This is a genomic window from Lysinibacillus capsici, assembly GCF_003367505.1.
GTDB lineage: Bacteria > Bacillota > Bacilli > Bacillales_A > Planococcaceae > Lysinibacillus > Lysinibacillus capsici.
This window is the reverse complement of record NZ_PXXX01000004.1, coordinates 42,019-64,350: the sequence shown is the minus strand read 5'-3', so window position 1 is coordinate 64,350 and position 22,332 is coordinate 42,019. Positions and strand designations below refer to the sequence as shown.

The following is a 22,332-nucleotide window of genomic DNA, read 5'->3' as shown; positions in this document are numbered from 1 at the left end:
TCTACTTTTAGTGACTTTACTCTGAAGTTATGCAAAAATATGCGGATTGTATAGCTAAAAATGGAAGAAGTGAGAAAAAGAGAAATGTGGTTAAAAGGTATTGGTGGTAAATTAATTGTTGCAATTATAGCTCTTGTATTTGTAACATGTGGCACGCTTGGGCTATCTACTTGGATAAATAGTACAAAAGCTGTGAATGAGCAAGTGGAATCTAATTTGGTATCTAGAGCAGAGGATGTTTCCCAATACATAGAAGAACACTTCCAATTAACACTAGTGGAGGTGGAAGCCATTGCAGAGCAAGAGGCAGTTCGGAGCATGGACTTTGAAAAGCAGAAGCAGTATCTATCGAAACGTCTTGCCAGTAATGAAAATTACTTAGGTTTTGGCATTATCAATGCTAATGGAGTTGCCCATTATCTGGATGATACAACAGCTGATCTAGGGGATCGTGATTACGTAAAAGAAGGTTTTACTGGTAAGTCGGTCATGTCTGACATTACGATTAGTCGTGTAACAGGTGAACCAGTCATTTTAATCGTTTCTCCAATTGACACAGTGACAGGTGAAAAAGCTTTATTATTAGCACGTATTGACGGCTATTACCTATCTAAAATTGTAGAAGGCATTAAGGTTGGAGACAGTGGCTATGCATTTATGTTAGATGCTAACGGAACAATTATTGGACATAATAATCATTCGTATGTGAAGGAGCAATACAATCCAATTAAGGAAGCAGACGAAACAGGTATCAAGACAGGAAGAGCAATGGCTGCTAAAGAAATGATTGCTAATGATAACGGTTATTTTTCTTTTGAAACGGAAGATACAGGAACTAGTCTAATGGGCTATCATACCCTCGATAATGGTTGGAAAATGGGGGTTATCGCATTAGAAGATGAGATGTTTTCAGGGCTTTCTAAGCTTAAGACGAACTTCATTGTCACTACGATCATAGTTTCAATACTTGGGCTATGCATCTCATTTGCCATTTCTCGCTCTGTTAGTAGACCACTTCGACATGTACTTCGCATTAGTGAGGGCTTATCGGAAGGAGACTTTACACAGGAAATTCCAGAAAAATATTTGAAACGTATTGATGAAATGGGAACGATGGCACGTGCATTAGATCGTATGACTGATAATATGCGGGAAATGATAGCCAAAGTGAGTCAAGAAGCAACGGCAGTGAATGAAGCTGCGTGTGATTTAATGGGAGATGTAAATGGAGTAACAAAGCGTTCAAAGCAAATTGCTGGTGCAATAAGTGAAGTAGATCGAGGGGCACAAAGCCAAACTGTGATGGCAGAGGAAAGTGCCTCAGCAATGGAACAAATGGCGATAGGGATACAAAATGTAGCTGAAGTTGCCTCCACAATTGCTTGTAATACAGATTTTATTTCCCAGAAAATTAGTGAAAGCAATCATGCAGTTCAACAATCCGTTTTACGTATGAATGAGATTCAGCAAGGCACAACAGATGAACTATCAATTATTCACAAGCTAGAAAAAGAGTCAGAAGAAATTAGCTTAATTTCAAAAATGATTACCGATATCTCCGATCAAACAAATTTATTGGCATTGAATGCCTCTATAGAAGCAGCACGGGCAGGAGATGCTGGTAAAGGCTTTGCCGTTGTAGCAGAAGAAGTTCGCAAGCTATCGGAGCAAACAGCAGAATCAGCTACTAAAATTAATGTGCTCATTGAAAGAGTTCAATCTTATACATTAGAAGTAGTAAAAGCAGCTGAATTTGGTGAAGATAATGTTGAGCGAGGTTTAGCTTCTATTGAGGCAGTGGGAGAACGCTTCGAGGAAATGGTTCAAGCAGTAGGAGAAATAGCAGGTCAAATTGAAGAAATGAATGCTTCAGCTGAACAAATGTCTGCCAATACGGAGGAAGTTTCCGCGTCTATGGAAGAAATGGCAGCTACTGCACATGCGGCAAGTGATTATGTGCATGAGGTAACAGATGCAACAGCGGAACAGTTGAAGACGGTAGCAGTAATGAACAATCAAACTGAAAAACTATCAGAAATGGCAAAACGTTTATATGAAGCCATTCAAAAATTTAAATATTAAATTAGAGAGGAGCTGTCTATTAATGACAGCTCCTCTCAGAGTGTTGAAAAACAAAACCATCCATACAATTTTTGTGAAAGGTCAAAATGGATTACCTCTCCATGCAGAGGATCGTCTGTCTAGCTATCCCACGAAAGTCAGGAATCCATCCACTCCACCTCATAAAAATGTTACCTTTTTAGCGAAGGCTTAATTGAAGGTGTTCACTACTCATTTTATGGAGAGGTGTGGTCAATCATCATTTCTCCCATTGAAAATAAGAGTCTATCCTTTCTCAAATTATACATTTGCTATTTTGTTCACAACGACTGTATGAAAGATAAGGAAAAGCCACTTTTACAGAATGGTTGATTGGAGTGGAGCCAGTGTCACTCCTAGGGGATTTAGCGTCACAGGTGAGACCCTGGAGCGACCGTAAGTGAATGAAGCGGCTCACCGGACGCCCCCTGGAAAGGACGCTGGCGTAACGGAAATCAATCACTTACCTTGTCAAAAAGTCTTTTTCGGCTAGTGACATTGTCTTTTTTCAATAACATAGGAGGAGCTGTCTATTAATAACAAACAGCTCCTCTATTATAATGTAATTAAGCGTCTTGCATCGCTGCTAGTAATTCTTCTTTCGAAACGGTGCAATCGCCACCGCCTTGTACCATTTGGTCACTTCCGCCACCCTTACCATTAATAAGCGGCAGTGCCTTTTGGGCAACATCCTTCATGCTTTTTGAAACATTATTACCTCTTGCTGCAACGAATTGTAGTTTGCCTTCATTTTCAGACACAAGTAGAGCTATTACATCTTTCTGTTCCGTAACAATCATACGGGCGATTTTTTGTAGCTCTTGCATTGTTCGCTGATTAAAAGCAGCCGTTACGACACCTTCGCTATTAACAAGTGCCTTTGCTTCATACGTGAGTAATTCCTCTTTCGCAGCAGCGAGTGCTTTTTCTGTAGTTTTTTGAGTAGATAAAACTTTTGTAAGTGCTGTGGCAGCATCAATCTCAGGGACACTTAATTGACGAGCAACGTCCGCTAATACTTTTTTCCGCATGCCAAGCTCAGTCAAAACGCGTTGACCACACACAAAAGAAACGCGCACATTGCCCTTCATTTTTTCAGTCCCTAATATTTTGATGGAACTAACTTGCCCTGTGGATGTAGGGTGAGTGCCACCACAACCGTTGTAATCAAAATTAGGGATAATCACAAGTCGAATGTCTCCCGTCACTGCAACTTCTTTACGAAGATTATAGTTGCCCAGCTCTTGCTCTGTAACCCAGATAGTTTGAATGGGGCGGTTCTCTAGAATAATGTCATTGGCTCTTGCTTCTGCCGCTGCAAGCTGTTGCTCAGAAATCGTTTCTATAGCAAGATCAATTGTTACTTGCTCACTGCCTAGATGAAAGCTTACAGTCTGCGCATTAAAAAGCTCTACAAAAGCAGCTGTTAAAATATGTTGCCCAGCATGCTGCTGCATATGATCGAATCGTCTTGGCCAATTTAGCTTGCCATGTACCACACCATCTAAAGTCGATAGATCACCTTCAATATAGTGACGAATTTCATCATCCACTTTTTCAACATCTATGACCTCCAACGCATTCAATGTACCTGTATCGTGAGGTTGACCACCACCAGTTGGATAGAAAGCGGTGTTCGATAGTACAACATAATGACGGTCGGATTCGTCAGTTCCTTTACTAATAATAGTTGCATCAAACTCTTGTAACATAACGTCTTGATAATATAATAGCTCTTTCATGAAAAAGCCTCCTCGTATGTAGGGAAATTTAGTTCTAAATTAATTCCATTTCATTGTGGCATAATTACTGACAGGTGTATACGAGTTTTCTAGTTGACCCATGCTGAAATTGATTTAATATAGAAAAGAACAGCTAAAGAAAAAGGAGCAAATATAATGGAAATTACACAATTCTCAATGGAAGAGATTTTAGACCCAACAAATATTATTGAAGGTAAGCGTTATGAATTTATTCTGGATGTAGAAATTGATGAAGAGGATGAGCTTTACCACGAAGCTGGCATTGAAATTCGTGTCCTAATTGGTGAAAAAGACGAAGAACCATTTATATTAAATTACTTCATCATGGAAAAGGCTGAAGGTGAATATTTAGACTTTGCATTAGAGGATGATGAACTAGAAGAAATTTTGACATTCTGTAAAGAAGAAATAGCGAAAGCATAGTAAGTAACAGGTAGAGAGTATAGATTCTTTACCTGTTTTTTTATTGAATTAAGGATTATGTAAGCTTGATGAAATATACATGTAGTATTGAAGGACTAAACTTAGTTTTAGTGTTCAGAAAATAGGGCAATTTAAAGAGAGAGGTGTTTCTATGTCAACGTACACGCAATCCATTTTTATAGCATTTTTCATAACTATTATTTTATCCTTTGTACTATTTATACCATGGCTGATTTATACGTATCGTAAGTATGGATACTTATCGATGTCCAAAACCATTATCATGTTCTCATTTATTTTTTACTTTTTATCAGCGCTTTGTTTAGTATTACTACCATTTCCGTCTACAAGAGATACTTGCTCACTTCAATCCGCGGACACCGTTCATACTAATTTGCGACTTTTTCAATTTGTTGATGATGTTTTAAAGGATAGTGGCGTTGTTGTCACAAATCCATCTACATGGCTTGCTATCACAAAACAGCAGGCATTTTTTCAAGCCTTCTTTAATTTCTTACTACTAATGCCATTCGGCGTTTACTTGCGATATTTTCTTAAAGAAAGAAGGTACTGGAAACGTGCATTTTTAATTAGCTTTTTGCTAACATTGTTTTATGAGGTCACACAAAGAACAGGCATTTATGGCATCTTTAATTGCGCATACCGAATCTTTGATGTCGATGACTTATTACTAAACAGTGTAGGTGCGCTCCTAGGTTTCTTCTTAGCACCAATTGTTTGGGCATTATTCCCCTCTCATGAAGAGGTTGAGGCTAAAGCTGCTGAAATGGAAAAAAATGATATTGTTAAGCCGATTTCTATTTTACTAGCATTGGCCATTGATTTATTTATCGTCCAATCAGTTTGGATGATTATTGGTGTTCTGACAGGGTATAGCGGTACTTTTGAATTCTTAGTGAAAATGGCTCTGTACGTGGTACTCTTTGGGGTGTTACCAAGTATGATGAATGGTGCAACACTCGGTATGAAGGTGATGCGTTTTACAATGGTCAACAAGAATGGCAAAAGTATTGTAAAGCAATCATGGCGTCGTTGTATTGCTATTATCGCTACCTTGTGTTTATCAGAAGCCATTACAACATTAGGTGACATCCAATTAGATATGGATTCACCATTTTATGTTCTACAAATTGTCATTTCTCTACTTGCCGCAATAGCAGGTTTTGCACTTACAATGATAATAGCTATTCATGTGGTACGGGTCATCGTAAGTGGTGGAAAACGACGTTTGTATATCGATCAATATGCAGATTTAATGGCAACAAGGAAAAAATAAGGGGGCTTGTAGAATGAAATACGTCATCATTGGTGGAGATGCTGCAGGTATGTCTGCAGCAATGGAAATCTATCGGAATGTTCCAGGAGCAGAAATAACTACTTTAGAACGTGGTTTTATTTATTCATATGGGCAATGTGGATTGCCTTATGTTGTAGATGGTCGTATTTCATCAACCAAACGTTTAATTGCAAGAGATGTCGAAACTTTTCGAGATAAGTATGGCATTGATGCAAGAGTTGGCTATGAGGTAGAGAATGTAAACATAGAGAAGAAGGTTATTACAGGTACACAAGCAAGTGGTGATAAATTTGAGATTACCTACGATAAACTTCTTATTGCAACGGGGGCTAGTCCAGTCATGCCTGTGAAAAGGGGGAATGAGCTAGATGGTATCCATACGGTAAAAACAATTCCTCAACTGGAAGATTTGATGGCAGATTTAACATCAGAGATTGAGCAGGTAACAATCATAGGTGGTGGCTATATTGGTTTAGAAATGGCTGAAACCATACATGCCTGTGGGAAAAAGGTAAGGCTTATTCAGCGCGGAAGTCATGTGGCCCGTATTTTAGATGAAGAACTTGCTCAGCATGTTCATGAGGAAGCGAAAAAGAACGATGTAGAGCTGTTATTAAATACGAGCGTTGAAGCTTTTGAAGGAAATAAACGAGTGGAACGTGTTATTACAGATAACGGCGTTCTAGAGACGGATTTAGTCATTGTCGCTTCAGGCATAAAACCAAATACACAGTTTTTAAAGAATACTGGGATTGCACTTGCAAAAAATGGAGCAATCATTGTAAATCGCCATTTAGAGACTTCCCTTGAAAATATTTATGCAGCTGGCGATTGTGCAACTCACTTTAATATTGTGAAAGAACGTTTAGATTATATACCTTTAGGAACGACTGCTAATAAGCAAGGTCGTTTAGCAGGTCTCAACATGTCAGGCAAATTTGCTCCGTTTAGAGGAATTGTGGGCACTTCTATTTTAAAATTTTTCAATTTAACTATTGCTACAACAGGTATTAATGAGCGCGATGCTAAAGAGCTTGGTTTTGACTATGAGGCATTTAAATTATCTGCACGCCATATAGCCGGCTATTATCCAGGTGCACAACGTATGTTTATAAAAGTGGTCGTTCGCAAGCGTGATCAATTGTTATTGGGTGCACAAATCGTGGGACCAGCGGGAGTTGATAAGCGTATCGATGTGTTTGCGACAGCATTATATAGTAAAATGACCTTACCTGATTTGCTAGATTTAGATTTGGCCTATGCACCACCATTCAACGGTGTTTGGGACCCTTTGCAGCAGGTGGCAAGAATGAATGGACGTTTATAATAGGAGGTAGAGAGATGAGCATTTATGATATTAATGTAACTTTAGAAGATGGTACTATCTATAGCCTTGAACGTTATAAAGGAAAGCCGATGCTAATTGTTAATACAGCTTCCAAATGTGGCTTTACACCACAATTTGAAGAATTAGAAGGTCTCTATGAAAAATATCAGGAGCAAGGTCTGGTTGTACTTGGTTTTCCATCAAATCAATTTAAACAAGAGCTAGCGTCAGCTGAAGAAGCGGCTTCCCAATGTCGACTAACATATGGAGTGACGTTCCCGATGCATGAGATCGTGAAGGTGAATGGTAAAGAAGCACATCCTATTTTCGATTATCTTACTTCCCATTCCAAAGGATTTTTAGGCAATAGTGTTAAATGGAACTTTACAAAATTCCTTGTAAACCGTAATGGAGAGGTTGTTGGACGATACGCCTCAGCAGATAAGCCAAGTAGCTTTGAGGAAGATATTCAAAAAGTATTAGCACAATAGATTAGAAAAGATTCATGCACAGTTTGTGTATGAATCTTTTTTTGTCTACAAATTTCAAAAAGCAGATGATTTAAGGTTGCTGTAAGCTTGCGACAAATTTGCTGTAAGTTTGAGGTCGTATACTAAAGTCAGAAAGAAGAGGTGAGCGTATATGACGCCATTATTAAAGGTACAAAACGTTGGGAAAAATTACGGCAAAGGCGCAAATACTTTTAAAGCGCTATCGAATATATCATTTGAAGTAGAAAAGGGAGAGTTTGTTGGGGTAATGGGTCCTTCTGGGGCTGGAAAATCTACGCTTCTTAATGTATTAGCAACGATTGATACGCCAACAACTGGTGAAATTATTATTGAAGATACTAATTTGGCACGTATGAAGGATGCTGAATTAGCGGATTTTCGTCGAGATAATTTAGGGTTTATTTTCCAGGATTATAACTTGCTCGATTCTTTAACAGTGCGAGAAAATATTGTTTTACCACTAGCGATTGCAAAAATGCCGACAAAGGCTATTAATGCAAGAGTTGATCGAATTGCTGCATTGTTTGGAATTAGTGATTTATTAAACAAATATCCTTATCAAATTTCAGGTGGGCAAAAGCAGCGTACAGCCTCGTCGCGAGCATTAGTGACAGAACCAAAACTAATTTTTGCCGATGAGCCTACAGGTGCGCTAGATTCAAAATCTGCAACCGATTTATTAGAAAGCTTAAGTGATTTAAACCAATCTCAAGCCGCAACGATTATGATGGTTACACATGATGCCTTTGCGGCTAGCTTCTGCCAGCGCATTCTATTTATTCAGGATGGACAGCTATCTAAGGAAATTCAACGTGGGACTCTAACGAGGAAGCAATTTTTCCAAGAGATCTTGCAGGTGCTATCTAGCATCGGGGGTGGAGTAAATGACGTTATTTAGTTTAGCGCGTAAAAATATTCAACGCAATTTATCGAATTACTTTTTATATATTGCCTCAATGGTATTTAGTATCGTTATTTACTTTACGTTTGTGACGCTCAAATATAATGATGATCTTTCAGCCTTAAAGCAATCGTCACAACAAATTAAAGGATTAATGAGTGCCTCGTCAGTCGTACTTCTGTTCTTCATTGTCATCTTTATGGCCTATTCCAACTCGTTTTTTATGAAGAAGCGGAAAAAGGAAGTAGCCCTTTACTCGTTACTAGGTGTACGTAAGCAAAAAATTGGCTTAATGCTCTTTTTTGAAAATTTAGTCATAGGGCTTGTCTCTCTTGTGTTTGGTATCCTTCTAGGTTTCTTTATGTCCCAAGGGCTATTAATGATACTAGTACGCTTAATGGGCTATGAAGTGGTTGGTAGCCTGACATTTTCAATGGAGGCACTAATTAATACAACGGGCATTTTTACACTACTGTTTTTATTCACATCCTTACAAGGTTACCGTGTGATATATCAATTTAAACTAATTGATTTATTTCATGCGGACAAACAGGGAGAGCAAATTCCACGTGCATCATTAGTAGCTGCTTTACTTGGCACTGTACTTATTGCATTTGGTTATTATACAGCTGCCTCTGATATGTTTACGAGTGAAATATGGAGATTCTTTACGGTATTAGGTACGCCATTAATGGTTATAGGGGTAACAATTGCAGGGACATACCTTCTATTCCATAGTGTGAGTGTCTTTGTATTAACAGCATTAAAGAAAGCAACATCATGGTCCTGGAAGGGTTTAAATTTAATCGGTGTTTCTCAGCTATTGTATCGTATTCGAGCCAATGCCAAATCGTTGTCAATCATTGCAATTTTAAGTGCCACTACGATTACAGCAGGTGGCGGTGTCTTCGGTATGTATTATAATGCAGAAGCTTCTGTACGTCAGATGCTGCCAAACACATTTATGTGGAAAGGCGAGACAGTAGAATTTTCACAACAGGATGTCTTATATAATGAAGCACTGGCTGTGAAAAATTTACGTGTGGATAATGAATTCTCATTTTTCGAATATACATTACTTAAGGAATCGGACTATAATCGCTTAGCGAAATTACAAGGCAAGGATAAAGAGCTACACATTGCAGAGGGTTCTACGGTTTTACTGGATGCAGCCTACGATGAACGATTTTCACATAATTTTACAGGTGAGGACTTTAAGCTACAAAACGGAGACTCCTTCCATGTAGAAAAGATGTACACGGAAAGCGTGTTAAACTTTATAGCAGCTGGAACAGTTCTCGTTGTGAATGATCAAGAGTTTAAAGCTACTGATGCCGATGAGATTATGATGCAGGTTGTTGGATTGGACAATGATTTGAAACAACAGGACGTGTCGAAAGACATTTACCAGCAGTTGTCTTCTGAACAACAAGAATCATTTTCTAGTGTACCGCAAAGCTATGAGGATAGTTTAGCAACAGTTGGTGCCCTATTGTTTGTGGGAAGCTTCCTAGGATTGGTCTTCCTAGCGGCAACAGGCAGTATTATCTACTTCAAAATTTTAACGGAAGCCGAAGAAGATCAGGCAAAATATGCTATTTTAAATAAAATTGGTGTAAATAGTAAGCAAATCTTAAAGACAGTAGCAGGACAGGTCGCTGTTATCTTTAGTGCGCCACTTATTGTGGGTATTGCACATAGTGTGTTTGCATTACTAGCATTTTCACAGCTATTTAACATGAATATTACAAAACCAGTCATCTTGTGGATGATTGCTTATTCAGCTATTTACTTTATTTATTATATCTTTACCGTTCGTTCGTTTTATAAAATAGTGAGACAGGGGAATTAATATGAAAAAAGTATTTTTCGGAATAGGTGCATTGTTTATCTTATTCGTAGCAGGGTTAATTGTATTGATGACTGTAGATTTTAACCGATTAAATAAAGATACCTACTATGTTCATATCACGGCTGATGGTGAGGTAGAGGAGTATAAAGCAGATAGTGGTGAAATCTTTAAAATGTATTGGTACGAGCTACCTACTTACGATAAAAATGGGGAAGAGAAAACATTAAAGTTTTCTGCTCATAAAAATTTACGCCAGGATGCTTATTTAAAGCTTTACGTGAAAAAGGAAACAGAAGTTACTTCATTTGATGAAGTGAAATTCCATGAATTACCTGCTAAAGTACAGGATCAAATGAAATAGCACAAAGAGGGAGTCTCAAATTTTGAGACTCCTTCTTTTCCACACGAAAGTTCAGTGCAAAGTATTTAGCGTTTAAATTCAACTGGTTAAATTTAGTTTATTTAGTATCCCTTTTGTAGATCAATAATAACGCATGTACCTTTTCCTTTTTCCGAGGTGATGGTTACTGTTCCTCCATGAGCCTCAATGATATCTCTAGCAATAGCTGTACCTAAACCAGTCCCAGCAGTATTGTCCGTATTTGTGCCTCGGTAATAGCGTTCAAAAATATGTTCTAGATCCTCTGGGTCTATCCCCTTGCCATTATCAGAAATTGTAAGAGTATGCTCATCAACAGACACATGGACAGATACATCGGGAGCATTATGAAGCAATGCATTGTGTAAAAAGTTCATGATAGCTCTGCGCATAAAATGTTCATCGATTTGATGCAGACTTTTCTCGGTTGTCGCCTCAAACATAAGATTAGCTTGTTCATATTGTGGTGTATTTAATGTTTCAATCACTATCTCTCGAATAAAAGGCACCATGTTCACTTCATTTAGTGTAAGTGGAAGCTGTTGATGTCTTAAACGCATCGTTAAATTTAAGTCATCCAGTAGATTTTGCATATGCAATGATTGTTTTTCTATAATTTGTGCATACTCCATTTGCTCAGTATTTGTTATTTGTGCATCATTCAATAGTTCTGCATAACCTCGAATAGAGGCAAGTGGTGTTTTCATATCGTGTGAGACATTACTAATCCATTCTTCACGCATAATCTCTAGTCTCTTTCGCTCCTGTTCATGGGCTGCCAATTCTCGTGATACTTCATTTAAGTTTTCAAAAACCGGCTTGTAGACACCACCAGGAGACTTAATAGACGTATGATCATGATTCTTTAAATGATGAATGCGATCTATCATCGCATAAAGAGGTTTCGTTAATGTACGACCAAAAAGCCACCCTACTAATGTAGCTACTAACAAGTCCGCAATCACGATGAACAAGCCAAATTTCCCTATAAACTGTAAGAGTGATGTGCCAGAAACATGCGTAACAAACCTTGTAACACCGCTACCTTTAATACCGATTAAATAACAAATGGAATCCTTACTGCCAATATACACAGTAGTATCTGAATCGAATTCTTTATATTTATATACTTGAATTAAGTCGATAGGTGCATAGTGCAATGGTGCTTTATCTGGTGCAAAATGAGCATCAATCACTTGACCATTTTCATCAAGCAATTGTATCCACGCATTTCTTTGATGCAATTGTTCGATTCCTTCTGCACGTATGGAAATTGCTCCATTTTTTATCTGGATATATTTTTGAAATTCCCGCACAAAGTTTTCCTCTTCTGTGGCAGAAACGCCTTCAGAGTCAGTTGCTAGCCGATAAGTAAGGAGTCCCATGAAGATAGCTGTATTGACGAAAATAACAATGATGACGATAGAAAGTACGGAAAGGAGAAAGCGAGCGGTTAATTTCCACTTCATTCTTGTGCCTCTTTTGGCATGACAAACTTATAGCCAAGTCCTTTTACAGTTGTGATATATAGAGGATTAGAGGCATCCTCCTCAATTTTTTCACGCAACCGGCGAATATGCACCATAACAGTGTTATCAGAACCGAAGAAATCCTCTCCCCATACACGTTCAAATAATGTTTCTTTACTTAAGATTCGATTGGGATTGTGCATAAAGCACGCCATTAATCCAATTTCCTTAGCTGTTAACTCCAATAATACGCCATTTTTATGGACTTCAGTTTCATCGGCATTCAACTGAAATGGTCCAATTTGTAGTGCTTTTTCAACAATATTCGTTATGGTATCTTGTGTTTGATAGCCAGCTCTACGTAGTTGCGCCTTCACACGATAGGCTACTTCTTTCGGGCTAAAAGGTTTTGTAATATAATCGTCTCCGCCAATGGCTAGTCCTAAAATTTTATCAATTTCCTCATTTTTAGCAGACATAAAGAGCACAGGGACATGGGATACTTCACGGATACGTCTACATAAATCGTAGCCCTCACCATCGGGAAGCATGACATCTAGAAGTATAATATCGGGTGTTGTTTGTTGAAAGCTTGTCCATGCATCGTGAATGGTACCAGCTGTATAAATTTGTTTGTAGCCCTCTTTTTGTAAGCTTACTTTTAGTAGATTCGCTAAATCTGCCTCATCATCCACTACTAAAATGGTTGGTTCTTGCACTTGTTCACACGACCTTTCGATTTGGAAGAATCTTTACTGACAATTATTATAAATGAAATGTATAGAAAAGAGGAAATGTTGGGTTGTATAGCTTAACCAGTAAATGCTTTTATTCTACAAGAGAAGAAGAACATTTTTTATATAAATCAATACATGGTGAAACCTTTACAGATTCTAAAGCGTAAAAAGAGTATTACAAATTAGGAGGAATGACGATGTTTAAAAAAATAGCAGCAGATGCACTTGGACTTTCAGATATTGGTGTGGTTGTGCCAAGAGAGGACTATGATAAGACAGATGCAGATGATTTTATCTTACATGAAATTGATGAAAAAATTTACTTTTTAATTAAAACGAAGGCAGATGAGTATTGCTTTACAAATCGTGCGATTATTCATGTAGATGGCGAAAGTGCTATGAGCAAGAAACGATTACTGCGACGCTATGACTATTCAATGTATACTGTGACAGAAGTTTTTCTCGAAACAGCAGGAACAATCGACCTTGATGTCGAAATTAAGTTTACAATCGGCAATTCCCCACTATCCATCGACATTCATAAACGCTTTATTGATGACATTAAAGATTTATATAAAGCACTACATGCCATTAGCTATGAACAAAAGAACAATGCTTATAAGCTAGAAGTAGCGGAAAAAAGTTTAAACATAGCATCATCATCACTTGGTCGAATTGGCAATGACAATATATCTCCTGCGTCGTCATTCAAAGAAATTACAAGCTTTGCGAATACTTGGATGATCGATCATAAAGATAAGTATAAAAAAGAAGACTTCTCACATATTTTTGATTTATATATGAACAATTGATAAAAATAGCTCTCTGCAAGTGTAGAGAGCATTTTTAACATATAACGATATACATAAAAATTATTCTAGGAGCGTGATTAGAAAATGACAAACGACATGCATGTGCTAGAAAAAGAAGAGGTAGAAAGTGATGATTTTATACAGCAACCTCAAGCCGCTGAAACATTGTTCGTAAATGAGTTTATTGATGGTATTTTAGATCCATCACAGAAGATGTTAGGGCCGCTTAAGGATGGTGGAACGATTATTGCCAATACAACACCTGGATGTTGGGGACCCATGCTTACTCCTACTATTCGTGGAGGACATGAAGTAACGAAGCCCGTGTTTGTAGAAGGAGCAGAGGTGGGTGACGCCATTGTTATAAAAATTAAATCTATTCAGGTCACATCTCTTGCAACTTCGTCTGGCCATGATGAAGCAATTGTAGATCGATTCATTGGTGATCCGTTTGTTTCTGTAAAATGTCCAGGCTGTGGCAAGCTTCATCCAAGCACAGTTGTAAAAGGAATAGGCCCACATGCAATTCGATGTTCTACATGTGATACAGAAACGGCACCCTTTAAAATGACAAACGGCTATACGATGGCACTAGATCATAAAGGGCAAATGGGTGTAACTGTTGGACGAGAGGGTGCTAGACGAATTGCACTTGATGCTAAAAACTACATGAGAACACCTGAAAATTCTGTACAAAATCCTGTTGTTGCATTGGCTCCAAGCGACTTAGTAGGTGTATTGGCGAGAATGCGACCATTTTTAGGTCAGCTTGGGACAACCCCTTCTAAAGCGATGCCTGATTCACATAATGCAGGTGACTTTGGTTCATTTTTAATTGGAGCACCACATGAATATGCTTTTACTCAAGAAGAATTGGATTTACATCGTACCGATGGACATATGGATATCAGCCGAGTACGAGAAGGTGCGACTATTATTTGTCCAGTCAAGGTACCAGGCGGTGGTGTATATATTGGAGACATGCATGCTATGCAAGGGGACGGCGAGATTGCAGGACATACAACCGATGTAGCGGGTATTGTGCAGCTTCAAGTTAAGGTATTGAAGAAAGTAGCTTTGGAAGGCCCAATTTTACTACCAAATGTAGAAGACTTACCTTATACAGCCAAACCCTTTACAAAGGAAGAAAAACGTCGCGCACGTGAGCTAGCGGAGGAGTTTGGTGTTAAACAGGTAGAGGATGCATTCCCAGTGTCGGTGATTGGTTCTGGTAAAACGTTAAATGAGGCGACTGATAACGCGATTAGTCGAGCTGCGAAGCTATTTGAGATGAGCGAACCAGAGGTTTTAAATAGAGCAACTATCACAGGCTCCATTGAAATCGGACGCCATCCAGGGGTTGTCACAGCCACTTTCCAAGTACCTAAAACTGTATTGAAAAAGGTAAGAATATATAAAACTATTAAAAAACAATATGACTAATAATGATTTCTTGAAAAAGCAAACTTTTAAAAGTTTGCTTTTTTGTATGAGCTACAAGTCAGATAAGTAAATGTTTGTCTGAAATTTGAAGTTTGGATTGAAATCTATTGTTGTGTTGATATAATAGTTAAAGTTTAAAAATGAATAACAGGACCTTATATAAAACAGATGAGTATAGAAGAGAAAAGTTGGTGTCTAATGACAGAAATTATAGGTGTGGAAAACAAAATAGAGAAAAAGAATAGTATAAAACCTTTTATATTAAAAATGAGAGGAGGAGGTCATGCTCCATCTCGAACAAATTTTGCTGATGCCTTTACTGGAGCAATAGGAGGATTAATATGCATTTTTGTGTTGCTATGGTTAACTAACATTACCAATTCACCTTGGTTAATGGCATCATTAGGCGGTAGCTGCGTTCTTGTATTTGTCGTCTGGAATGCACCTTTGTCCCAGCCCCGAAATATAATTGGAGGTCATTTTATTTCGGCATTTATCGGGTTGGCCATGTATTCATTACTAGGCTCCAATATATTGTCTATTAGTCTTGGTGTCGGATTAACTATATTTTTTATGGCCTTTTTAGGTGTCATACATCCTCCAGCAGGCGCCAATCCTATAATTATTATTTTAGGAGGTTATGGTTGGAGTTATTTACTAACTCCTGTATTAATTGGAGCAGTCATAATTGTATTTTTCGGTTTGTTGATCAATAATTTACGAGAAAAAAGAAAATATCCGTTGTTTTGGTAAAGATGATATCCATCTATAAAGTGTGTTCACTTATATAGGTGGTTTTTTATATTGTTAACGTTTTTGCTATGCATACCCATATTTTTTTAGCATATGTTAGTTAAGATTTGTTATATTGAAGAAAGAGTGTAAAAATCATGTATTTGAATGATAGGGGAAGATCTTTGTTGGTAGAAATTGATGGGAGGATCCATTTTTATGCTGTTGGACTGTGATGAGCAATTATTCATGGCTTATAAACAAAGAAGTAAAAAGGGTGCTGAAAATATACTAGCAACTTGGCTGGAGGCAGAGTCAAATCTGCAAGAAGATCCAAAAATACTTGGTACTTCGCTTTCACCCAATCTATTTTTAGTAAACGAAGAAACGGCTAAGAATATTACCTTTTCCACAGCACGTAAATATTGGGGTCATGTATCAACAGAAATGCAAATATATTTTGACAAATATGGTTTAGATTCAAAATTTGTGAATGAGCGTCTCAGTGCTTTTTTCTATACACAAAAAGGTAAAGATACTTTTTTTGAGCAGCTTTTTGCACAACATATAATAGACTTAGAACGATTAATTTGGTTAGTCTTTGGGAAACGAATGCAAATAGCTATGCCAGTTAATGAGCTACAATCAATTATTTTATATAAATTTCAAGATGAATATTTAGTGCATATGATGTATAAAGAGCATGCATCTTTTTGGCATTGGCTTTTCACAAAAAAAGTTTATTCACTGCTTATCCACAAACCTTTAGAGCAATTCACATTTCTTTATGAAATAATGGGACATTTCGAGCATTCTGTGAGAGAAAATTGTGAACATGTGGATAACTTTGTGAATAACTATAAAGCGATACTGGATAAGTGTATAACTCATGTGGATAAGCATAATGCTAGCTGTTTGGCAAAGAAACAGTTACGTCTATATCAAATTGTTACTCATTATTGCTTATCAGAAGGTGATTTTAATAGTGTCAAATCGTTTATTACCTCATTTGAAGCGGAATGGCGCTACTCAATGTATGCACTATCAGAGAAGGAAAAAGTGTTAATTGCCTATATTTTATTTCATATAGCAAATAGAGAACAGCAGAGTGAAAAGGTTATACACTATGGTGAATATTTATTAGAGGATGAACGAATAAATAATTATGCCATTGAAATATTACTAGAGTATAAAGAGCTATTACCAAATCGTAAACCAACACCACCTGCCATTATTAAAAATTATCAGTTAAATTATTTAGAAAATTTATATGCCATTCTACTAGAGCATTATGTAAAAATGGCACGTTATGAGGATGGCTTACTTTTATTAAAAGAGCATGTTTTAGCATCGAATAAAAAAATTAATTCTTCATTAGTACAAAAAAACTTTAGTAGTGAACAGCTTATTGCAATTGAAGCATATGTTCAACAGGATATAGCACTTCATGTGAATAACTCTCTACAACATATTGGTTTGTCTGTGGAAGAGTGGCGACGCAATTATCGTCAACCAAATGCACCATACTATGTTGTAGCACAAAGTGCCTCCCTGCATATGTTAAATATTTTAAGAGTTTTGTTTGTAACAGAGCAGTACGAGCTTTTTGAAAAGTTAATGGAGATTTACAAAAAATATCTACTAATAGATGATCATTTTGAAAACCTACGTATGTTTATTAGTGCGTATGTATAAAAAAGGTGTCTAATACATCACAGTATTAGACACCTTTTTTACTCTAAAACACCTTTTTCCTTCAAAGCCTTGATTTGTTCAGCATTAAAGCCCAGATATAGTAAAACTTCCTCATTATGCTCGCCTAATTTAGCACCAACATGCTTGTATTCAGGCTGCGTACCATCAAATTTAAACGGAGAGGCAATTTGTTTTTGCATAGTGCCATCGCTTTTGGGTATAGTCACAATCATTTCTCGTGCCTTTAGCTGTGGATGCTCACATGCTTCAGGAAATGTTAGAACTGGCTCTACACAACCTTCAAAATCCTCGTTAAACACTTCAAGCCATTCCTCATATGTCTTGGACAAGAAGGCATCGTGAACAGCCTCTTTAAAACGAATTTGCGTATAGTAGGAGTCATTGAAGGTATTATCGATCAATTCAGGAATATCGAGTGCTTCACAGAGCAATTTGCGAAATTGAGGCTCTAAACTACCGACAGAGAAAAAGCGCCCATCCTTTGTTTTGTAAAAATCATAGTAACTGCCTCCATTTAAAATTTCTTGCTCTGGCTGTGGTACACGTCCACCTCCAATAAATGCTGCACCATACATAGCATTAAGTGAAAAGACAGCATCTGTCATACTAATATCGATGAACTGTCCTTCTCCTGTTTTTTCACGATGAAGGGCAGCAGCCAGCACACCTATTGCTGCATGCATTGTCCCTCCAGCTATGTCTGCTAATTGAACGCCCATGGAAACAGGCTTTTTATCCTTATGGCGGGAATAGTCGAGTAAGCCAGCTAAGGATAGATAGTTATTATCATGTCCTGGTCGATTACTATAAGGCCCTGTTTGTCCGTAGCCAGTAATCGCACAATAAATAACCTTAGGATTTATTTCTTTAAGCGCTTCATAGCCGATGCCAAGTCGCTGCATTACACCAGGTCGAAATCCTTCGATAATAACGTCATACTCCTGTACAAGTGATTTAACAATGTCGATAGCTTCTGGTGATTTTAAATTTAGCGTTATAGATTTTTTTGATCGATTTAAATGTTGATGGATATATGCCTCGTGATCATCGTCATAGGGAGGCATAATTCGTGTTAAATCAACCCGCTTTGAAGATTCAACATGGATGACATCTGCTCCTAAATCAGCAAATATCATTGTCGCCATTGGTCCTGGTAGTAATGCAGAAAAATCGAGAATTTTTAACCCCTTTAAAATGCCCAAATCTTCCAACCCCTTTTTGTGTAGGCTACACAACCATCTGGATGATGATGGCGAGTAGCGCTTTTCTCATAATCCCCATTGTGTGAAAAGCGTATTCTATATACTGTATTATTACAGTTTATTATATTTTAATGAGTATTATAACAGATTAAATCTTAACTTGCCTATGCTAATTTTTATTATAAAATAAACGCTTCAACTTTTATATGTCAGAATAACAATAAAAGTAAAAAAATTTAGAATTTAGATTTTCTATCAAATTTCAGATAATTAGCGTCAGCTGTTGCAATCTTTAATCTAAATAACTAAAATGTTGGAATTTTGTTTGCCAGATTCTATATGATACATCCACGTTTATTGATACAATCCTAGAGGTGTGTTGGATTCTTCTTACACAATTAATACATGTTACTTTTACCTATAGGAGTCTTTGCTTATAATAGGCACTAATTGTTTAAGAATCTCTCAAAATATACATATAAAAAATCATAAATAGGAGGGGAAAAATGAAATCGCACCGATTAAAATTAAAGCATCTTATAATGGGCGTAGCAATGGCAGCATTCTTTTTAACAAGCATAGGTAGTGTTTGGGGCGGCTATAGGATGAACATTGATTCCATTAAGGAAAATACGCTAGAAACGAATAGAGTTTATGCTCAAAAATTGGCCTCAACTGCTGATTCCTATCTCCACGAAGCTTTCCAAATATTAGGATATAGCGCGGATCAGGTTAGGACGAAAATGGATGATGAACAAGTATTGAATCAGGAAACAGAGCGTTTGAGATTGCAAAATCAAATGTTCAATTCGGTGGTTATAACAAATTCAAAGGGACTTGTTTTATCTGTCTCTCCGCCATCTATAGAAATTAAAGGAGAGATTTTAACATCAATTGGCGCTAAAGAGGCATTAGCCAAAAAGACACCAATTATTTCTAAGCCATATGAGGCGATGACAGGGCGGCTCATCATTTTTATATCGCATCCTATTTTCTCGGAGTCCAATGAATATCTAGGAATGATTGCTGGCACTATTTATTTAAAGGAACCTAATGCCTTTAAAACCTTGTTGGGAGAACATTATAGTAAGGATGGTTCTTACGTATATGTAGTTGATTCAGAAGGACGAGTTATCTATCATCAAGATCCAAGTCGTATTAATGACATTGTAACGAAAAATAAAGTCGTTCAAGCTGTTACATCTGGCAAGGATGGTGCCCAACTGGTTGAGAATACAAAAGGAGTGAAAATGCTAGCTGGCTATAGTGCAGTGGCATCGACAGGGTGGGGAGTTGTTGCGCAGAAACCTTTAGAAGTAGCATTAGCCCCTTCATTTGATCGTGTACAGGAGGTCATTATAAAATCTGTACCTCTTATGTTTGTTTCCATTATCATTGTACTTTGGGCTGCAACACGTATTGCGAATCCCTTACAACAATTAGCATCATTAACAGAAGAAAGTTTAGATAAGAAAAATGTAGAAGGTTTAAAATCTGTTAGTGGATGGTACTTTGAAGCCTATTCTTTGAAGAATGCATTGGTTCGAAGTTTATCGTTTCTACATGGACAGGTCTCCTTTTTCAAAGATCAATCTACTGTTGATCCACTGACGGGGATTACGAACCGACGTACAATGGATTCAATGCTTGCTGAATGGTTAGCAAGTAAGGTACCACATGTCATTATTTTGTTAGATTTAGACCACTTTAAAAGTGTGAATGATACATATGGACATGCAGTAGGCGATAAAGTTTTACAATTTTTGGCTAGACAAATGGAATCAGTAGCTCGTGAAGGCGATGTATGTTGCCGGTACGGTGGCGAGGAATTTGTCATACTTCTGCCGAACACGACGGTAGAGGAAGCCACACTAGTCGCAGAACAACTACGAAAAACTTTGGCCGATACGGTCAGTCCATGTGGTAGACCAATAACATTATCTGCAGGAATAGCAGCCTATCCAGCAATGGCACATACAACTGAAGCGCTAATTGAAGCGGCTGATGACGCACTTTACCTTGCGAAACAAGAAGGGCGAAATCAAGTAAAAGTTGGAGTCTCAAAAAAGGGATAAAAAAATATAACAAAAGAGCTTACAACCCTAATTTTTGGGGTAATGATTAATGCAAACATCATTTGGGCAAGCTGTATATAAGTCATCAGCCACATGACTTTTAAATTATGTTCAAATGATATGTAACTCGGGCCACATCTCTTGATCGACTTGACAAGACGTAAGGTTATCCCCCTTTCCCTTATGACACCCCAAGTACGACTAGATGTATGCCTATATATCGTCAAAAGCCAAGCGAGCACCGATGCTCCTTGGCTTTTTAGCATTTTGTGGAATATTCTAACAGAGTAACAAGCTGTGGTTTTAATAGTGATTAGTACAAGGAGCCTTTAAGGAAAACTTAGCTTTCTTTTTGATGACAACAAATTTGTTGCTCCTTGGCAATTCCCTTTAAACGTGCATAATCATTTCCCCATGTACACATTGTATTTAAAACGGGTATAAATGACTCTCCTAAATCTGTTAAACTATATTCTACTTTAGGTGGTACTTCTTTAAATATTTCTCTCCGAACAAGTCCGTCTCTTTCTAACTGCTTCAATTGATCGGTTAGAACTTTTTGCGTAATTCCGGGTATTAATTCATAAAACTCTTTCGTCCTTACTGATTGTTGACTCAAGAAAAATAGTATTAAACCTTTCCATTTGCCACCTGCAATATCCATAAAAATATTGATTCCTGTATTATAGTTAACCATGTGCTTCCTCTCCTAAATAGGCACAAAAAAGTGGCTATACCACTTTTTTGTGCGTTATTTTCTTATTTATTATTGCTTACTATAATTAGAGGCGCAATACAATAAAAACTTAGGAGTTGTTCATAATGAGTGTAAAAGATATTTTAGAAAAAAGACGTTCAGTTAGACATTATGATTCAAATTATAAAATTAGTTCAGAAACATTGACTGCCTTAGTTGAAAGTGCAAGTAAGTCGCCTAACGGGAATAATATTCAAGCAACGCGATACTTAATAATCGAGGATGCGAACTTAAGAAATTTATTACTACCTATAGCTTTTAATCAACAGCAAATAGTAGAAGCTTCAACGTTAATCGTCATGTTGGGCGACTATCAGGCATTTAACAAAGGTAATATTATTAAAATTCATGAGGAGGGGTACCAGGCAGGTTATTTTGATGAATCATTAAGAGACTATCTTGCGAATGCTGCAATAAATTATTATGAAAGTAAGACAAAAGAAGATCTAAAGTTAGAGTTAACTAGAGATGTAAGTCTTGCCTCAATGTCCTTAGTTTTGTTAGCCAATGAAGCTGGTTTTGACACAATTACGATGTCAGGCTACGATTCTAAGAAATTGAAAGAGATCTTAAATATTTCTGATAGGTATCTAGATGTTATGCTGATTGCTATTGGTAAAGGTATAAAAGCAGGTCATAAGACTGTTAGGCATAATGTAAACAAGGTAATTTATAAAAATGAAATAATTTAGTGTTTTTAAACTAACCGAACTTTTAAAAGTCCAAAATTAATATCTAATAAAGAGAAGCCAATTATGAATGTAACTTTACTGGCTTCTTTTTTATGTATTGCAAACTATGAATTTTTAAATAT

The 22,332-nt window shown here is 37.1% G+C and carries 19 protein-coding genes; 14 read left to right on the top strand and 5 right to left on the bottom strand.

Annotated features, from left to right (window positions below):
- Positions 1–84: 84 nt before the first annotated feature.
- The gene (locus tag C7B89_RS01780) at positions 85–2,082 is read left to right on the top strand and encodes a methyl-accepting chemotaxis protein (protein ID WP_115673061.1); all 1,998 of its coding nucleotides are present in this window, start codon (positions 85–87) and stop codon (positions 2,080–2,082) included.
- A gap of 584 nt (positions 2,083–2,666) precedes the next feature.
- On the opposite strand, the gene C7B89_RS01770 is transcribed toward C7B89_RS01780, so the two are convergent.
- Positions 2,667–3,842 carry an alanyl-tRNA editing protein gene (locus tag C7B89_RS01770; protein ID WP_103117282.1) on the bottom strand — a complete coding sequence of 392 codons (1,176 nt, stop codon included), beginning with the start codon at positions 3,840–3,842 and terminating at the stop codon, positions 2,667–2,669.
- A gap of 156 nt (positions 3,843–3,998) precedes the next feature.
- On the opposite strand from C7B89_RS01770, the gene C7B89_RS01765 reads away from it, so the two are divergent.
- The 7 genes from C7B89_RS01765 to C7B89_RS01735 all read left to right on the top strand — a co-directional run bounded on the left by C7B89_RS01765 (position 3,999) and on the right by C7B89_RS01735 (position 10,557).
- Positions 3,999–4,286 carry a DUF6509 family protein gene (locus C7B89_RS01765; RefSeq protein WP_036075918.1) on the top strand — a complete coding sequence of 96 codons (288 nt, stop codon included), beginning with the start codon at positions 3,999–4,001 and terminating at the stop codon, positions 4,284–4,286.
- 151 nt (positions 4,287–4,437) lie between these two features.
- Complete coding sequence (locus C7B89_RS01760; RefSeq protein ID WP_048390777.1) at positions 4,438–5,583, top strand: VanZ family protein; 1,146 nt, start codon at positions 4,438–4,440, stop codon at positions 5,581–5,583.
- A 13-nt stretch (positions 5,584–5,596) separates the two neighbouring features.
- Entirely contained in the window at positions 5,597–6,931 is a 1,335-nt protein-coding gene (locus tag C7B89_RS01755) for an FAD-dependent oxidoreductase (protein WP_066038051.1), read from the top strand.
- 14 nt (positions 6,932–6,945) lie between these two features.
- A complete protein-coding gene (locus C7B89_RS01750; protein ID WP_048390772.1) occupies positions 6,946–7,422 on the top strand; it encodes a glutathione peroxidase in 477 nt (158 codons plus the stop codon).
- A 151-nt stretch (positions 7,423–7,573) separates the two neighbouring features.
- Positions 7,574–8,341, top strand: coding sequence for an ABC transporter ATP-binding protein (locus tag C7B89_RS01745; RefSeq protein WP_115673059.1), 768 nt, complete (start codon positions 7,574–7,576; stop codon positions 8,339–8,341).
- Entirely contained in the window at positions 8,328–10,196 is a 1,869-nt protein-coding gene (locus tag C7B89_RS01740; protein WP_115673058.1) for an ABC transporter permease, read from the top strand. The genes C7B89_RS01745 and C7B89_RS01740 overlap by 14 nt, the downstream gene beginning before the upstream one ends.
- Position 10,197: 1 nt before the next feature.
- Positions 10,198–10,557, top strand: a complete 360-nt coding sequence (locus C7B89_RS01735) for a YxeA family protein (RefSeq protein WP_004233888.1) — start codon at positions 10,198–10,200, stop codon at positions 10,555–10,557.
- A gap of 101 nt (positions 10,558–10,658) precedes the next feature.
- Here C7B89_RS01735 and C7B89_RS01730 read toward each other — a convergent pair whose 3' ends face one another.
- On the bottom strand, positions 10,659–12,044 hold the full coding sequence (locus C7B89_RS01730) for a sensor histidine kinase (protein ID WP_115673057.1): 1,386 nt from the start codon (positions 12,042–12,044) through the stop codon (positions 10,659–10,661).
- A complete protein-coding gene (locus tag C7B89_RS01725) occupies positions 12,041–12,763 on the bottom strand; it encodes a response regulator transcription factor (protein WP_048390763.1) in 723 nt (240 codons plus the stop codon). The genes C7B89_RS01730 and C7B89_RS01725 overlap by 4 nt, the downstream gene beginning before the upstream one ends.
- Before the next feature lie 215 nt (positions 12,764–12,978).
- Here C7B89_RS01725 and C7B89_RS01720 point away from each other — a divergent pair, with 215 nt between their 5' ends.
- The 4 genes from C7B89_RS01720 to C7B89_RS01705 all read left to right on the top strand — a co-directional run bounded on the left by C7B89_RS01720 (position 12,979) and on the right by C7B89_RS01705 (position 17,463).
- A complete protein-coding gene (locus C7B89_RS01720; protein ID WP_048390761.1) occupies positions 12,979–13,593 on the top strand; it encodes a PH domain-containing protein in 615 nt (204 codons plus the stop codon).
- Positions 13,594–13,677: 84 nt separating this feature from the next.
- Positions 13,678–15,036 carry an acetamidase/formamidase family protein gene (locus tag C7B89_RS01715; RefSeq protein WP_054548908.1) on the top strand — a complete coding sequence of 453 codons (1,359 nt, stop codon included), beginning with the start codon at positions 13,678–13,680 and terminating at the stop codon, positions 15,034–15,036.
- Between the two features lie 198 nt (positions 15,037–15,234).
- Positions 15,235–15,789, top strand: a complete 555-nt coding sequence (locus C7B89_RS01710) for an HPP family protein (RefSeq protein WP_048390759.1) — start codon at positions 15,235–15,237, stop codon at positions 15,787–15,789.
- Between the two features lie 198 nt (positions 15,790–15,987).
- Positions 15,988–17,463, top strand: a complete 1,476-nt coding sequence (locus tag C7B89_RS01705) for a hypothetical protein (RefSeq protein ID WP_115673056.1) — start codon at positions 15,988–15,990, stop codon at positions 17,461–17,463.
- Between the two features lie 38 nt (positions 17,464–17,501).
- Here C7B89_RS01705 and C7B89_RS01700 read toward each other — a convergent pair whose 3' ends face one another.
- Positions 17,502–18,686 (bottom strand): CaiB/BaiF CoA transferase family protein, encoded by a 1,185-nt coding sequence (locus C7B89_RS01700; RefSeq protein WP_115673055.1) that lies wholly within the window; start codon positions 18,684–18,686, stop codon positions 17,502–17,504.
- 506 nt (positions 18,687–19,192) lie between these two features.
- Here C7B89_RS01700 and C7B89_RS01695 point away from each other — a divergent pair.
- Complete coding sequence (locus tag C7B89_RS01695) at positions 19,193–20,761, top strand: sensor domain-containing diguanylate cyclase (protein ID WP_115673054.1); 1,569 nt, start codon at positions 19,193–19,195, stop codon at positions 20,759–20,761.
- Between the two features lie 340 nt (positions 20,762–21,101).
- Here C7B89_RS01695 and C7B89_RS01690 read toward each other — a convergent pair whose 3' ends face one another.
- The gene (locus tag C7B89_RS01690) at positions 21,102–21,458 is read right to left on the bottom strand and encodes a winged helix-turn-helix transcriptional regulator (RefSeq protein WP_048390751.1); all 357 of its coding nucleotides are present in this window, start codon (positions 21,456–21,458) and stop codon (positions 21,102–21,104) included.
- A 125-nt stretch (positions 21,459–21,583) separates the two neighbouring features.
- Between C7B89_RS01690 and C7B89_RS01685 the strand changes: the two genes are divergently transcribed.
- On the top strand, positions 21,584–22,210 hold the full coding sequence (locus C7B89_RS01685) for a nitroreductase family protein (protein ID WP_115673053.1): 627 nt from the start codon (positions 21,584–21,586) through the stop codon (positions 22,208–22,210).
- Positions 22,211–22,332 lie beyond the last annotated feature (122 nt).